The organism is Rathayibacter sp. VKM Ac-2926 (assembly GCF_022815565.1).
GTDB lineage: Bacteria > Actinomycetota > Actinomycetes > Actinomycetales > Microbacteriaceae > Rathayibacter > Rathayibacter festucae.
The window spans coordinates 18,904-32,941 of sequence record NZ_JALGRS010000012.1 but is presented as its reverse complement, the minus strand read 5'-3'; the positions used below and the strand labels follow the sequence as shown (position 1 = coordinate 32,941).

Here is a 14,038-nt window from a genome sequence, read left to right as displayed (position 1 = left end):
GCATGCCGTTCTCCCGCGCCGAGCTCGCCTCGTACCGCGACCGCACCGTCGAGGACCTGCTCGACGGCGACGTCCGCCTCCTCTTCGTCGGCATCAACCCCGGCCTCTGGACGGCCGCGACCGGCGCGCACTTCGCCCACCCCGGCAACCGCTTCTACCCGGCCCTCGCCGCCGCCGGCATCCTCGACCGCGTGCTCCGCGTCTCCGAGGGGATGACCGCCGAGGATCGCCGCGCCCTCGCCGACCGCGGCGTCGGCATCACCAACCTCGCACCCCGTGCCACCGCCCGCGCCGACGAGCTCACGCCGGAGGAGCTGCGCGCCGGCGCCGAGCGCCTGATCCGCACCGTCGAGCGCGTCCGCCCCGCCGCCGTCGCGATGGTCGGCATCACCGCCTACCGCGCCGCCTTCGGGCGGATCAGGGCGCGCCAGGGGCGGCAGGACGAGCCGATCGCCGGCGCCCCGCTCTGGGTGCTGCCGAACCCCAGCGGCCTGAACGCGCACGACACCGTCGCATCGCTGGGGCTGGCCTACCGCGAGCCGGCCGTCGCCGCCGGAATAGTCCCCGACCCTCGGAGGTTGCAAAGTCCATGAGTACGCATGAAATCAAGTTCGGTGTCGACACCTTCGGCGACGTCACGGCCGCGGCCGACGGCACGCTCCTCTCGCACGGCCAGGTCCTGCGCGATGTGGTGGAGGAGGGCGTCCTCGCCGACGAGGTGGGCCTCGACTTCTTCGGCGTCGGCGAGCACCACCGCGCCGACTTCGCCGTCAGCGCCCCGGACGTCGTGCTCGCCGCGATCGCCGCCAAGACCGAACGCATCCACCTCGGCTCCGCGGTCACCGTCCTCTCCTCCGACGACCCCGTGCGCGTCTACCAGCGCTTCGCCACCCTCGACGGGCTCTCGAACGGCCGCGCCGAGGTCATCCTCGGCCGCGGGTCCTTCACCGAGTCCTTCCCGCTCTTCGGCCTCGACCTCTCCCAGTACGAGGTGCTCTTCGAGGAGAAGCTGGAGCTGTTCCACGAGCTCGTGCAGGGCGGCCCGGTCACCTGGCAGGGCACCGTCCGCCCGGCCCTGACCGAGCAGAGCGTGTACCCGACCATGGAGGGCGACCGTCGCCTGCGCACCTGGATCGGCGTCGGCGGCAGCCCCGAGTCGGTCGTCCGCGCCGCGCGCTTCGGCTTCCCGCTGGTCCTCGCGATCATCGGCGGCGCCCCCGCCCGCTTCCGCCCCTACGTCGACCTCTTCGGCCGCGCGCTCGACCAGCTCGAGCAGCCGCGCCTGCCCGTCGCCGTCCACTCGCCCGGCTTCATCGCCGACACCGACGAGGAGGCGCACGAGCTCTACTTCGGCCACTACAAGGGCATGCTCGACTCGATCGGCCGCGAGCGCGGCTGGGCCCCGCTCACCCGCGAGCGCTTCGCCGAGGAGGCGGGACCCGACGGCGCGCTGCACCTCGGCTCTCCCGAGACGGTCGCCCGGAAGATCGCGAACACGGTCGGCGCCCTGGGCATCGACCGCTTCGACCTCAAGTACAGCGCCGGCACCCTGCCGCACGCCGCGATCATGCGGAACATCGAGCTCTACGGCACCCGGGTGATCCCGCGCGTCCGCGAGCTGCTCGCGGACCGCTGACCGGAGTCCGGACGCCGACCCGCACCCGGGCGCCGTGGAGGGGGCGCACTGCGCGCTCCCACCGGGCGCCCGGGCGGCGTCGATATGCTCGGAGACCGGGCGTTCACCCGCCGCCCCCGACCCTCCGGAAGCACATGCCAGACAGCCACGCCGCCCGCACCCCCTACGAGGTGCTGGGCGTCCCCGCGAGCGCGTCGGAGGACGAGCTCAAGCGCGCCTACCGCCGCCTGCTCCGCGAGACCCACCCGGACACCGGGGGAGACGCGGCCTCGTTCCACGCCGTGCAGGTCGCCTGGGAGCGGATCGGCAGCGCCGGCGCCCGCGTCGACTACGACCGCGGAGCGCCTGCCCCCGGTGCCTCCTCGCACGCGCCGTACACCGGCTCGCCGCGCCAGCAGACCGCGTCCTCGGTGCGCGCCCGCTCCTACGGCCACCCGGGTGGCGCCGCTCGCGAGTACTACCTCCGCCTCGTCCGCGAGTGGGTCGGCCGCGGCGTCGAGATCGACGATCCCTTCGACCCGGCGCTGGTGCGCTCTGCCCCCCGCGAGGTCCGCTCCTGGCTGGCCAAGGCCCACGCGGAGGAGGCGACGGCCTCCCTGGTCGGCGCCCTCGGCATCGCCTTCACGATCTGGAACGACGTCGCGGTCGGCGACGGCGGCGTCAAGATCGATCACCTCGTGCTCGGCCCGTCCGGTCTCCTCGCCCTGACCTCGGCCGACTGGGGTGAGCCCGTCCGCCTGCGCAAGGGCGAGGTCGAGGGTGTGGGCCTGGCCGAGGACGAGAAGCCGCTCGCCTCGCTCTCGAAGGCCGCCCGCCGCCTCGGCCGCGAGCTCGGCGTGCGCTTCTCCGCGAGCGTGATCGTCGTCCCCGACGACGCGCTCGAGCAGCCCTACGAGCAGGTCGAGCGCGGTCGCCACGCGGGTGACGTGCTCCTCCGCCGCTCCCTCCTCCCGCAGCTGCTGCGCTCCGGCACCGACGACCCGCGCCTCGGGGGCTACGGCGAGTCCTTCGAGGTCCGCACCCGCGTCCAGAACCGCGTCCGCTTCGTCTGACGCGCGGCGCCGCTAGCCCGCCCCCGCCCGGCGGGCAAGGGGCTGTCGGCGCCACCCGTCCCCGCCCGACGATGGACGCACATGATGGACGCCTGCCCTCCGGCACGGCGACGACGACGAGCGGAACGAGGCGGACGATGGTGCGATTCGGCTACACCCTGATGACCGAGCAGAGCGGCCCGAAGCAGCTGGTGGGCTACGCGGTCGATGCCGAGAGGCACGGCTTCGAGTTCGCGGTCTCGAGTGACCACTACTCGCCCTGGCTGACCGAGCAGGGGCACGCCTCCTACGCCTGGACGATGCTCGGCGCGGTCGCGCAGGCGACGTCGACCATCGAGCTCGCCACCTACGTGACGGCGCCGACCATCCGCTACCACCCCGCCGTGATCGCGCAGAAGGCGGCGACCCTCGCGATCCTCTCCGACGACCGCTTCCTCCTCGGCCTCGGTTCGGGCGAGAACCTCAACGAGCACGTGGTCGGCGAGGGCTGGCCCGCCGTCTCCGCACGCCAGGACATGCTCGAGGAGGCGGTGCACATCATCCGCGCCCTGCATACCGGTGAGCTGGTCACCTGGGAGGGCGACTACTTCCGCGTCGACTCCGCCCGGATCTGGGACCTCCCGGACAAGCCCGTGCCGATCGGCCTCGCCGTCTCGGGCGAGAAGTCGATCGAGCGCTTCGCCCCGCTCGGCGACCACCTGATCACCACCGAGCCCGAGGCCGAGCTGATCTCGCAGTGGACCGCCGTCCGCGGTGCCGACGCCGCTCCGTCGCGCTCGATCGGGCAGATCCCGATCTGCTGGGCGCCGGACAAGGAGCAGGGGATCGCCCTGGCGCACGAGCAGTTCCGCTGGTTCGCGGGCGGCTGGTCCGTCAACGCCGACCTGCCCACCCCGGCCGGCTTCGCGGGCGCCAGCCAGTTCGTGCGCCCGGAGGACGTCGCCGAGTCGATCGCCTGCGGCCCCGACCTCGACGAGCTCGCCCAGAGTGTCGTCCCCTTCATCGAGGCCGGCTTCACCGACATCGCCTTCGTCCAGGTCGGCGACGCCCTGCAGCAGCGCTTCCTCGACGAGGTCGCGGAGGACCTCCTCGAGCGGGCGCGCGCGCTCGCTCCCTGAGCGCCGAGACTCCCTCTCCCTGCTGATCGAGCAGCTCAGGCAGCGGCCCGCCTTCATGCTGATCGAGTAGCCCGCGGAGCGGGCGTATCGAGATCCACCCTGCTTCAGAACGGCAGGTCTCGATACGCCGCTGCGCTGCTACTCGACCAGCATGAGACGGATGCGCCCCGACGACATCACCCGGTGACGACGATCGTGACGGTGCGGACGGTGTTCGTCGTGCCGGTGTCGCTCGCGGTGAGGGTGTGGCTGCCCGGCGTCGCGAGCGCGGGAGGAAGAGTGACCTCGGTGACGAAGGCGCCGTGCTCGTCGGTGACGACGGAGGTGAAGCGTGCTCCGCTGTCGAGCCGGAATCCGACGCTGGTGGTGATCGGCCAGCCTGCACCCGTGAGGGTCAGCGTCGGACTCCCGGCGGAGATCGTGGTGCGCAGAGCGGTCACGGAGGGCCCTGACGCCGGCGCGGGCGCGGCGGGCCGATCGAGATCGACGGCGAGGCTGATCACCTCGCCGTGACGAGCGGCGACGATCTGCGTCCGTCCGCCGGCCGCCTCCGGGGAGAGGGTCAGTGTGAAGGCGCCGTCGGCGCCGGTGGTGACGGGGTCGGAGAGGTCCGGACCGTCGCCGTACCCCTCGGACATCCCCGGAGGCAGATGCCGCAGGACGACGGAGGTGCCTGCGGGGACGATTCCGGTGACAGTGCGTCCGTTCACGTGGAGGTCGTCGAACGCGAGTGGGACGGTCGTCGCGGCACCGGCGGTGCTGATGCTGAGCAGGTGCTCGGTGCGCGTGTACTCCCCGCTGTCGGTCGGAGACGTCCACAGCCGGTACTCGCGGGTCGTCCCCGGTCCCTGGAACGGGGTCGGCCCGGAATCGCAGCGCCAGAGGCCCTCCTGGTCGACCTTCTGCGCACCGCAGACGACGGCGCCCGTCGCCTCGTCGGTGACCCTCACGAACGTGACCGCCGTCCCCGTGCCCTTCAGCAGGGACACCGTCTGCTCCGCCGAGCGCCCGCCGGTGGTGGTGAAGGCGGTCGGCAGGTCGGTGCGGGTGATCGCGTGGACCACCTCGACGGGGTCGACGGAGGGGACGACGAGGGCGTTCTTCGACGGGTCGAACAGGCGCAGGCTGTTCTCGGCGTGCTCGTACAGGTCCAGGGTCTCGTTCGTGATCGACCCGAACTGCGCCTCCGCGGCGCCGTGATAGGCGTCCGGGTCGATCGGACGCGTGTTCACCGAGGGCAGCTCGTCCACCGAGACCGTGTGCTTGACGGACCCGCACTGGGTCAGGCCTCCCTTCTCGTTCACCGACTCGACCCACTGCGCACGGAAGTCGGTGAAGGTCTTCCCGGCGTTGACCTCATCGGTGAGCACGCGGATCGTCCTGCGCAGGTCCTGGAGGCCCGCCTGCCAGGTCAGCTGGAGCGCCTCGTTCGCGGAGACCTGGATGTCGTCGATCGCGCCCTGCACGGACGGCGGCAGCGTCTCCGCGGTGTACCCCTGCGCGACCGCGTCCAGCACGATCCGCGACTGCGCGAACCGGGCCCGGTAGGCGATCTGGTCCTGCGCCAGCCGCACCGCGGTCAGCTCCTTCTCGGCCGCGACCCGCGTCATCCGCGACAGCGCCTCGTGTGCCGGCCACTGGAACGCGTCGATCAGCTTCTGCCCCGGTGACTCGCACTCCGCGGGGTCCGACCCGCGCAGCCACAGATCGAGCATCGCGATCACCAGCGCCACCGGACCCAGCTCCGGGAACGCCAGTGCCACCAGACCCACGACCGCCTCCGCCAGCTGGAACCCGTCCTCCGTCTCGGCGAAGTTCCGCAGGTTCAGCACCGTCCCCAACCCCACCGCGAGCGGACCCATCTCCGGGACCACCACCGAGGCGACCCCCGAGACCGCGACCGCGTCCGTCAGCGCGTCCGAGTCCCCGCTGAACGCATCGACCAGTCCCTTCACGGCGAACACCGCGTTCGCGATGCCCTCGCCGCTCCCGACCGAGCCCCGCATCAGCTCGGACGCCGTCGCCTCGAACCCCTTCCACACGCTCGCCCGCGCCTCAGCAGGCACGTACTCCCCGCCGAACCGCTCCGCCAGCGCCGCCATCCGCGCCGCCGCAGCGTCGTCCGCCAGACCCGCCTCCGGCGCCAGGGGCCTCCCGGAACCCGGCAGCTCCCGCCCGGGCGGGCCCGTCTCCGCAGCCGGTCTCTCCTCGGGCGACGGTTCCTCCTCCGGCGCGGAACCCTCCGGAGCGGGACCCGGGACCGTCCTCGGGCGGGCCGCGGTCGAGCCGGCGCCGTCGACGGCGCTCGGGCTCAGGTCGCAGAGGACGCACAGGGCGTCCGAGGCCGCCGGTGCCGACTCCTCGGGGCTGTTCGTCCGCGACCAGACGGCGGCGAGGGTCGTCTCCCATCGGAGGTAGGGGGACCTGAGCGGATACAGGAGGTCGATGTGCCCGATCGGCCCGGCCTTCTCGAACGACCCGACGTTGTTGAGGAGCGTCCCGGCGCCGTTCCTCCGCACCATCGGCTCGTATTCGGCGCGGGCCGGGATGTGCAGTTCCTCGGCGATCCTGATCTCGGTGGGGTGCTGCGTCACGAGCCGGTCGAGGGCTCGCGTTCGACGCCCGAGAGCATCGCGGACGTGCTCGGGTCCGCTCTCCGCGCCCTGCTCCTCCGTCGTCGCCCGCATCAGTGCGAAGTTCAGGAACGGATTCGGGCCCCGCGCGAAGTGTGCCTCCCCGTAGGAGTCGTCGCTTCCCGACTCCGCTGCAGCCTCCTCGCCGGGATCTGCGGGGTCGGGACTCAGGAGCCAGTCCTTCACCGCCGCGAGACCGCGCGGTCCTCCCTGCGTCACGAGCTCGTCGACCAGGCTGAAGACCCGCTGATCCTTCTCCGGAGTGCCGGGTGTCCCCAGGTCGCCACTGCGCACCGGGGTGGGGATCGAGAGCTCGTACTCCTTGCCGACCTGCGAACCGGCGAGCGCCTGGACCGAGTGGTACAGCTCGTGGGCGAAGGTCGCCGTCGGTGAGAAGGCGCGGATCTGCCCGGTCTCCTCATCGAAGTACGACGAGATGCGGTCCGGGTCGAAGGTGAGGAACGAGTCGGACCCGGTTCCAGTGATGGCGTGCTCCCTGCTCAGACGGGAGGACGACCAGCTGTCCCCCGGGACGACGAGGACCCGGATGTCGGAGACGTCGCCGTTGACCTGCAGGAACCGGTTGCCCTTCACCTCGCTCGCCCCGAGGAGGTCCGGCACCACCTCGACGAGGCTCTTCGACGGCTCCGCCGTCAGGAGCTCGGACAGCAGGGAGCTCACGAGCCGCTGGGCCCGCAGGCCCTTCGGCGAGATCGCCATCCCCCCGACACCGCTCGGCTGAGTGGCGACCGCGATCCCCGGAGCGACCTCCCACGCCTTGTAGACGAGACCTGTCCTCGGACTCTTCACGAGGCTGAAGGAGGCGGGCGGCAGCTCGCTGCCAGCCGGCGAGCCGCCGCCGGGCGCGGCCGACGCCCCGCTCCCCGAGATCAGGACGCTGACGACCGCGATCGCCGCGACGGCTGCGCTCAGTCGCCCCGTTCGTCCACGGTCCCGCCGCGTCGATCGGGGGAGGGGGATCGATGCTGCCAGACGCAGAATCGGAGCTGAGAGAACTGACATGCCCTCATTATAAAAATCCGCCGAGCAGCCGCGCAGAGCCGTGGCGCGCGATCACGGGCCGAGCGCGAGACCGGTGAGCAGGTGCCGTCAGAAGCCGCGGAGCCGCTCGATCTCGCGCCGATCGCGCTTGGTCGGGCGGCCGGCGCCCCGGTCGCGCTCGATGATCGCGGGGGCCGCCTCGCGCGGCGGCGGCGGCGGAGTGCGGTCCTCGAAGCACTCGGCCGCGACGGGCGCGCCGACCCGCTTCACGATCAGGCCGCGGACCACGAGCTCGCGGTCGAAGCCGCCGATGCGGGCGCGGACCTCGTCGCCGACCTTCACGGTCTGCGCGGCCTTGGCCCGCTCGCCGTTCACCCGGACGTGACCGGCCCGGGCGGCCGTCGTGGCGGCCGAGCGGGTCTTGTACACGCGGACCGCCCACAGCCAGGCGTCCACGCGGACGGAGCCGGTCACCGGGATCTGCATCCGTCCAGTCTACGAAGCCATGATGGGGGTGGTCCCATCGACGAGGGATCCGCGGCCCCACCGGCCGCCGACCGAGGAGGTTCACCATGAGCACGTACCACAGCTACGGCGAGGACACCGGCGAGGGCGTCCCCACCCGCGGAGCGCCCGAGCACAGCGGCTCGCCGTCCGAGCTGCGCGAGAGCCCCTTCCCGCACGCCGGACTCGAGTTCCTCCTGGTCCCGTCGGGTCACGAGGAGTGGCAGGTCCGCCACCCGGACGGCCGCGCGGTCGGCGTCCTCGCGATCATCTCGCACAGCGGCGAGGAGGGCGAAGCGGTCTTCGTCACCCGCCGTGTCGGCTCCGACGAGGCCGTCGCCGAGGGCACCGACTGGCGCGGCATCGTCACCGCCGTGATCAACGACGATGCGGCCGACGAGCGCGTGCAGGGCAGCCCCGACCCGGCGCTGGACTACACGCGCGGCGGCCTGCTGCACCGCGGTGCGGCCGACGTCGAGGACCAGGTCTGAGCGGTCGCGCCTGAGCGGGCCGGTCCGAGCGGCCGCCCCTAGCGCGCGAGGAGCGCCGCGTTGATCCGGGCCGTGAGCTCGTGGTCGACGCGGCGCTCCTGCGCGTCCACCGCGCGGATCGGCGCGGCGTTCCGCGCGCTGGAGACCAGCCAGGCGGCCTCGGCCGCCGCGAGGTCCTCGGCCCGCAGCGGGCGCTCCGCTGTGCCCAGCCCGAGCCCGCCTGCCAGCTCGAAGAGGTCCGCCTGCGTGGTCCCCGGCAGCAGCCCCAGGCTCGGCGGTGGAGTGACCAGCTCGCCGCCCGCGAGCAGCACCAGGTTCGAGGTCGGCCCCTCCAGCAGGAAGCCGTCGCTGGAGACGAACAGCGCGTCGTCCGCTCCGCGCCGCAGCGCCTCGCGCGAGGCCGCCCGGTTGACCGCGTAGGAGAGCGTCTTCGCGCCGGCGAGCAGCCACGGCGACGTGTGCTGCACATCGGAGCGCAGTCCGCGGTTGAGCAGCACCACCCGCACGCCGTCCCGGCGGGCCGGCCCGAAGTCCGGGCTCGTCTGCACGAAGACGATGCCGGTCGGCCGTCCGTCGCCCTCGACCCCGCGGCTCAGGATCGTCTTCACCATCGCCTCGGGCACCCGCGGGTGGGCGGCGACCGCCTCGTCGATCGCCGTCCGCCAGGCGGCGCGGTCCGGGCGGGGCAGGTCCAGCATCCGCGCCGAGGTCTCGAACCGGTCGAGGTGCGCGTCGAGCGCCTGCAGCCGCCCGTCGACGAGGTTGATCGTCTCGAAGACCCCGTCGCCGCGGGTGAAGCCGAGGTCGGTGACGTCCAGCCCGCCCCGACCGGTCGCATCGAGCACGGATGCGGAGCCTGCGTCGTGCGCCGGAGCGTCGAGCGAGGGGCGGCCGAGGACGACGAGGGTGTCAGCGGGCATGCGCGGTGCGGTCCTTCCGGGGGCGGAGCGGGAGACGGGCGAGCACGACGACCAGCAGCGCACCGAGGAGCGCGCCGGTGCCGTTCGAGACGAGGTCGCGCACGTCCGCGACGCGCGAGGGCAGTGCGAGCAGCTGGATCGTCTCGACGATCACCGAGACGCCGAGGCCGATCGGCGCGGCGAGCAGCCGGCGCCGCCGCGGCAGCTGCAGCGCGACCAGCGCGCCGAGCGGCACGAACATCAGCACGTTGGCGACGAACTCGGCGACGTCGAAGGTGAACCAGGCGGTCAGCGGCGTGGAGGCGAGGAACGCGATGATCCCGCGGACGAGCGCCGAGGGCTGACCGGCCGGGTACGGCGCCGGCGTCAGGGTGATCAGCGCGATCACGCCGAGCCAGGCGAGCGTCGCGGGCAGGAGGATCCTCGAGCGGCGCATCCGTCGATTCTGCCAGGTGCACGATCCGAGCCGGTGAGCGACTCGGTGCTGGGCGGCGGGCGGTCCGGGACGGTCGGCGCGATGTGGAAGGCTGGAGCGCATGACGAGCGACGGCCCGGCCGACGGCGGAGCGCTTCCGCGCCACCCCTTCGACGCCGCGCTCGGCGACGGCTGGGTCGAGATCGGCGACGGGCGGCGCTTCTGGGGCCGCTTCGGCGCCGCCGGGCTGCTGCTGCGCGACCCGGACGGCCGCGTCCTGCTCCAGCACCGCGCCACCTGGAGCCACTTCGGCGACACCTGGGGACTCCCGGGCGGCGCCCGCCACCCCGAGGAGACCGCCTTCGAGGGCGCCCTGCGCGAATCGGTCGAGGAGGCCGGAGTGCCCGACGGGATCGTCGTGCCCGTCCTCTCCCGCGTCGTCACCATCGGCCCCTGGAGCTACACCACCGTCGTCGCCCGGGCCCTCGAGCACTTCACCCCGCGGATCGCCGACGCCGAGAGCCAGGAGCTGCGCTGGGTCCCGCCGGCTGAGGTCGACGCGCTCCCGCTGCACCCGGGGTTCGAGGCCTCCTGGCGCGAGCTGCGCGCCCTCGACACCGAGCCGTGCGTCCTCGTCGTCGACGCGGCCAACGTCGTCGGCTCGCGTCCGGACGGCTGGTGGCGCGACCGCGCCGGCGCGGCGGAGCGCCTCGTCGCGGCGCTCGGGCGCCTCGCGGCACTCGGTGTCCCCGGCTCGCTGTTCGCCGTCGAGGCCGACACGGTCTGGCCGCGGATCGCGGTCGTCCTCGAGGGCGACGCCCGGGCGGCACGCACCGCCGACGCGGTCGACGCGGCTCCGCGCGGACGGCTGAGCGTCGAGAGCGCCGCCGGCTCCGGAGACGACGCGATCGTCGAGCGCGTCGCGGCGATCGGGCCGACCGCCCGCGTGGTGACCGCCGACCGCGGCCTCGTCGCCCGGATCGAGGAGCTCGGCGCCACGGCTCTGGGCCCGCGCACCCTCCTCGACCTGCTCGACGCCGTCCCGCCCGCAGCCCCTCCTGCAGCCCGGGAATAGCGCGCGGATCGGGTCGGTTGCATCCCTCATGGCCACGACAGCGATGACTCTCGACACCCACGACCAGACCGTCTCCGACGGCATCGTCCTCATCGACTTCTGGGCGGAGTGGTGCGGCCCGTGCCGCCAGTTCGCCCCCGTCTTCGAGGCGACCAGCGAGAAGAACCCGGATGTCACCTTCGCGAAGGTGGACACCGAGGACCAGCAGCAGCTCGCCGGCAGCTACGGCATCTCGTCGATCCCCACCCTCGTCGTCTACCGCGACGGCATCCCGCTGATGGCGCAGCCCGGCGCCCTGCCCGCCCCGGCCCTCGACTCCCTGCTCGAGCAGGTCCGCAGCCTCGACATGGTCGCCGTCCGCAAGCAGTACGAGGAGGCGAAGGCCGCGCAGGAGTCCGGCGCCCCGCAGAAGTTCGACCACGGCGCGCAGATCTGATCCGCACCGCTCCACCCGCACGACGACGGAACCCCCGGCAGCCGCTCAGGCCACCGGGGGTTCCGTCGTTCCCGCAGGAGTCCCGCGGCGAGCTGGATCAACCCGTGTTCTGAAGGCCGGCGGCCACGCCGTTCACGGCCAGCAGCAGGAGCCGCTGGTTCTGCTCGGTGCCCGAGCCGCCCGGATCCGTGCGCAGCGCCCGGAGCGCGCGCAGCTGCAGCAGCGACAGCGCGTTGACGTAGGGCGTGCGCAGCCGCACGGCCCGCCCGAGCACGCGGTGCCCGGTGAGCAGGCTCTCCTCGCCGGTGATCGACAGCACCCAGCGGCGGGTGAGCTCCATCTCGTCCAGCACGAGACCGGCGAGGTCGTCGCGGGAGTCGAGCGCCAGGTAGCGGCGGGCGATGCCCTCGTCGGTCTTCGCCAGCGACATCTCGACGTTGTCGATCATCGTGGTGAACAGCGGCCAGGTCTCGTAGGCGGTGCGCAGCTCGTCCAGGTCGCCGACCGCCTCGAGGGCGCTGCCGAGTCCGAACCAGCCGGTCAGGTTGACGCGGGCCTGGGTCCAGGCGAAGACCCACGGGATCGCCCGCAGGTCCTCGAGCGACTCGACCGAGAGGCCGCGGCGGGCCGGCCGCGAGCCGAGCGCGAGCAGGCCGACCTCCTCCTGCGGGGTGACCCGGGCGAACCAGGGCGCGAAGCCGTCGGCCTTGACCAGCTCGAAGAAGCGGCGGCGCGACTCGCGGTCCATCGTCGCGGCGACGTCGCGGAAGCGGTCCGCGGCGCCCGCGTTGCGCTCGCCGATCGAGGGCGAGGAGGCGAGCAGCGTGGCACCGGCGACCTGCTCGATGTGCCGGGTGGCGATGTCCGGGTTGCCGTAGCGGGCGAAGATGACCTCGCCCTGCTCCGTCAGCTTGAAGCGGCCGTCGACCGAGCCGGGCGGCTGCGCGAGCACCGCGCGGTTCGCCGGTCCGCCGCCGCGGCCGAGGGCGCCGCCGCGGCCGTGGAAGAGCGTGAGCACGATGCCCTCGTCCTCGGCCCACTTCGCGATGCGCGCCTGCGCGTCGTAGAGCGCGAGCGTCGCCGAGACGGGGCCGACGTCCTTCGAGGAGTCGGAGTAGCCGAGCATGACCTCGAGCCGGTTCCCAGTCGCGGCGAGGCGCGCGCGCACCTGAGGCAGCTGGATCATCTCGGCCAGGATGTCGGTCGAGGCGTCGAGGTCGGCGAACGTCTCGAACAGCGGGACGGCGTCGATGATCGGCGGGTTCCCGTCGGTCGCCGCCTCGGCGAGGTCGAAGACCGTCTTGAGGTCCTCGGCCGACTGGGTGAACGACACGACGTAGCGGCGGGCCGCGTCGGTGCCGAAGCGCTCCTGGATCGTCGCGATGGCGCGGTAGACCGAGAGGACCTCGATGCTGCGCTCGTCGAGCTCGCCGCCGGCGCGGACCGCCGCGAGGGTCTCGCGGTGCACCTTCGAGTGCTGCCGCACCTCGATCTCGGCGAGGTGGAAGCCGAAGGTCTCCACCTGCCAGAGCAGGTCCTGCAGGTCGCCGTAGGCCGAGCGGACGTCGCCCGCCTCGATCAGCGAGTCCTGCAGGGTCCGCAGGTCGGCGAGCAGCTCGGCGGCGGAGCCGTAGGCGAGCGCGCCGCCGGAGCGGGTCGCCGCGAGCCGGTCCGCCGTGAAGAGCAGGACGCGGCGGTGGGTCTCGCTCGGCGAGCGCTCGGCGATGACCGCGGCGAGCTCGGGCGCCTTCTCGACCCCTGCGGCCCAGAGCGCCTCGACGGCCGCCGACGGGGGAGTGGTGCCGGCGTCCAGCGTGAGGGAGCGGCCGACCCGGCGGGCGACGCGCTCGAGCCCGATCAGGACGTGCTCGGCGGCGATGTCGACGGCCTCGAGGGTCGTCTCGGCGGTGACGAACGGGTTGCCGTCGCGGTCGCCGCCGATCCAGGTGCCCAGGCGCACGAACGCGGGGGCGATCGGCTTGCGGGTGCCGGAGGCGTCGCCGAGCAGCGCGTCGTCGAGCCGGCGGTAGACCCGCGGCAGGACGGAGAACAGCGACTCGTCGAACACGCTCATCGCGGTCCGGACCTCGTCGAGCGGGCTGGGCTTCGACTCGCGCAGCGGCGCCGTGCGCCAGAGCGTGTCGACCTCGGCGAGCAGGCGCCGGCGGTTCTCGACCAGCACGACGCCGCCCGTGCGCGGGTCGTCCCGCTGCTCGAGCAGGGCGCTGATCCGGCGGATGGTGGAGGAGACCGCGCGGCGGCGCGCCTCCGTCGGGTGCGCGGTGAGGACGGGGCGGAACTCCAGGCGCGAGAGGCGCTCGAACGCCTCCTCCTCGCCCAGCTCGTCGGTGAGGGTCGCCATCGACGCGATGATCGAGTCCTCGGGCCGCTGGGCGCCGGCGTCGGCGTCGCGGCGGCGCAGGACCCGCACGCGGTGGAACTCCTCCGCCACGTTCACGAGGTGGAAGTAGCAGGTGAACGCCCGCGCCACCTCCTCGGCGCGCTCGGCGGTCAGCGACGCGACGAACTCCTCCGCCGCGGCGAGCTCGTCCGGGTGCCCGCTGTCGTAGGCGCCGATCGTCAGGGCGCGGAGCCGCTCGACGTCGGTGTAGAGGCTGTCGTCGCCCGATTCCCGCAGGACCTGGCCGAGGAGCTCGCCCAGCAGATGGACGTCGCCGCGGATGCGGTCGTCCATCGGCGGCGCGACGGTCCCGTCGGCGGAGGAGGCGGAGGAGGCGGGTGCTGCGGTCGCGGCT

The 14,038-nt window shown here is 73.4% G+C and carries 12 protein-coding genes; 7 read left to right on the top strand and 5 right to left on the bottom strand.

The features are described 5' to 3' along the window. The first annotated feature begins 2 nt into the window (after nucleotides 1-2). From MT351_RS15740 to MT351_RS15725, 4 genes are all read left to right on the top strand, one after another. Nucleotides 3-593, top strand: a complete 591-nt coding sequence (locus MT351_RS15740) for a mismatch-specific DNA-glycosylase (RefSeq protein ID WP_243582614.1) — start codon at nucleotides 3-5, stop codon at nucleotides 591-593. Beyond that, nucleotides 590-1,636: an LLM class flavin-dependent oxidoreductase gene (locus MT351_RS15735; protein ID WP_243582613.1), complete on the top strand. Its 1,047-nt coding sequence runs from the start codon at nucleotides 590-592 to the stop codon at nucleotides 1,634-1,636. Before MT351_RS15740 ends, MT351_RS15735 begins: the two co-directional genes overlap by 4 nt. A gap of 134 nt (nucleotides 1,637-1,770) precedes the next feature. Beyond that, complete coding sequence (locus tag MT351_RS15730) at nucleotides 1,771-2,688, top strand: J domain-containing protein (RefSeq protein ID WP_132436379.1); 918 nt, start codon at nucleotides 1,771-1,773, stop codon at nucleotides 2,686-2,688. A 137-nt stretch (nucleotides 2,689-2,825) separates the two neighbouring features. Continuing rightward, nucleotides 2,826-3,806, top strand: coding sequence for a TIGR03557 family F420-dependent LLM class oxidoreductase (locus MT351_RS15725; protein ID WP_123446112.1), 981 nt, complete (start codon nucleotides 2,826-2,828; stop codon nucleotides 3,804-3,806). A 176-nt stretch (nucleotides 3,807-3,982) separates the two neighbouring features. Here MT351_RS15725 and MT351_RS15720 read toward each other — a convergent pair whose 3' ends face one another. Both MT351_RS15720 and MT351_RS15715 read right to left on the bottom strand, forming a co-directional pair. Beyond that, entirely contained in the window at nucleotides 3,983-7,462 is a 3,480-nt protein-coding gene (locus MT351_RS15720) for a hypothetical protein (RefSeq protein WP_243582612.1), read from the bottom strand. Between the two features lie 87 nt (nucleotides 7,463-7,549). Continuing rightward, on the bottom strand, nucleotides 7,550-7,927 hold the full coding sequence (locus MT351_RS15715; protein ID WP_123446113.1) for an RNA-binding S4 domain-containing protein: 378 nt from the start codon (nucleotides 7,925-7,927) through the stop codon (nucleotides 7,550-7,552). A gap of 86 nt (nucleotides 7,928-8,013) precedes the next feature. Here MT351_RS15715 and MT351_RS15710 point away from each other — a divergent pair, with 86 nt between their 5' ends. Continuing rightward, nucleotides 8,014-8,436: a hypothetical protein gene (locus tag MT351_RS15710; protein ID WP_243582611.1), complete on the top strand. Its 423-nt coding sequence runs from the start codon at nucleotides 8,014-8,016 to the stop codon at nucleotides 8,434-8,436. A 38-nt stretch (nucleotides 8,437-8,474) separates the two neighbouring features. On the opposite strand, the gene MT351_RS15705 is transcribed toward MT351_RS15710, so the two are convergent. Both MT351_RS15705 and MT351_RS15700 read right to left on the bottom strand, forming a co-directional pair. Continuing rightward, on the bottom strand, nucleotides 8,475-9,356 hold the full coding sequence (locus tag MT351_RS15705) for an aminotransferase class IV (protein WP_243582610.1): 882 nt from the start codon (nucleotides 9,354-9,356) through the stop codon (nucleotides 8,475-8,477). Further along, nucleotides 9,346-9,792, bottom strand: coding sequence for a VanZ family protein (locus tag MT351_RS15700; RefSeq protein WP_165909061.1), 447 nt, complete (start codon nucleotides 9,790-9,792; stop codon nucleotides 9,346-9,348). The genes MT351_RS15705 and MT351_RS15700 overlap by 11 nt, the downstream gene beginning before the upstream one ends. Before the next feature lie 100 nt (nucleotides 9,793-9,892). Between MT351_RS15700 and MT351_RS15695 the strand changes: the two genes are divergently transcribed. After that, nucleotides 9,893-10,846 carry an NUDIX hydrolase gene (locus tag MT351_RS15695; protein ID WP_123735904.1) on the top strand — a complete coding sequence of 318 codons (954 nt, stop codon included), beginning with the start codon at nucleotides 9,893-9,895 and terminating at the stop codon, nucleotides 10,844-10,846. A 28-nt stretch (nucleotides 10,847-10,874) separates the two neighbouring features. Further along, nucleotides 10,875-11,282: a thioredoxin gene (gene trxA, locus MT351_RS15690; RefSeq protein WP_243582609.1), complete on the top strand. Its 408-nt coding sequence runs from the start codon at nucleotides 10,875-10,877 to the stop codon at nucleotides 11,280-11,282. A 97-nt stretch (nucleotides 11,283-11,379) separates the two neighbouring features. Here the strand turns inward: trxA and MT351_RS15685 are convergent, their stop codons facing one another. Further along, nucleotides 11,380-13,977, bottom strand: coding sequence for a phosphoenolpyruvate carboxylase (locus MT351_RS15685; protein ID WP_123736012.1), 2,598 nt, complete (start codon nucleotides 13,975-13,977; stop codon nucleotides 11,380-11,382). Nucleotides 13,978-14,038 lie beyond the last annotated feature (61 nt).

What these genes read in the sequence shown, in the direction of transcription:
- MT351_RS15740 (WP_243582614.1), top strand. Translation starts at nt 3, where the DNA reads ATGCCGTTCTCCCGCGCCGAGCTCGCCTCGTACCGCGACCGCACCGTC.
- MT351_RS15735 (WP_243582613.1), top strand. Translation starts at nt 590, where the DNA reads ATGAGTACGCATGAAATCAAGTTCGGTGTCGACACCTTCGGCGACGTC.
- MT351_RS15730 (WP_132436379.1), top strand. Translation starts at nt 1,771, where the DNA reads ATGCCAGACAGCCACGCCGCCCGCACCCCCTACGAGGTGCTGGGCGTC.
- MT351_RS15725 (WP_123446112.1), top strand. Translation starts at nt 2,826, where the DNA reads ATGGTGCGATTCGGCTACACCCTGATGACCGAGCAGAGCGGCCCGAAG.
- MT351_RS15720 (WP_243582612.1), bottom strand. Translation starts at nt 7,462, where the DNA reads ATGTCAGTTCTCTCAGCTCCGATTCTGCGTCTGGCAGCATCGATCCCC.
- MT351_RS15715 (WP_123446113.1), bottom strand. Translation starts at nt 7,927, where the DNA reads ATGCAGATCCCGGTGACCGGCTCCGTCCGCGTGGACGCCTGGCTGTGG.
- MT351_RS15710 (WP_243582611.1), top strand. Translation starts at nt 8,014, where the DNA reads ATGAGCACGTACCACAGCTACGGCGAGGACACCGGCGAGGGCGTCCCC.
- MT351_RS15705 (WP_243582610.1), bottom strand. Translation starts at nt 9,356, where the DNA reads ATGCCCGCTGACACCCTCGTCGTCCTCGGCCGCCCCTCGCTCGACGCT.
- MT351_RS15700 (WP_165909061.1), bottom strand. Translation starts at nt 9,792, where the DNA reads ATGCGCCGCTCGAGGATCCTCCTGCCCGCGACGCTCGCCTGGCTCGGC.
- MT351_RS15695 (WP_123735904.1), top strand. Translation starts at nt 9,893, where the DNA reads ATGACGAGCGACGGCCCGGCCGACGGCGGAGCGCTTCCGCGCCACCCC.
- trxA (WP_243582609.1), top strand. Translation starts at nt 10,875, where the DNA reads ATGGCCACGACAGCGATGACTCTCGACACCCACGACCAGACCGTCTCC.
- MT351_RS15685 (WP_123736012.1), bottom strand. Translation starts at nt 13,977, where the DNA reads ATGGACGACCGCATCCGCGGCGACGTCCATCTGCTGGGCGAGCTCCTC.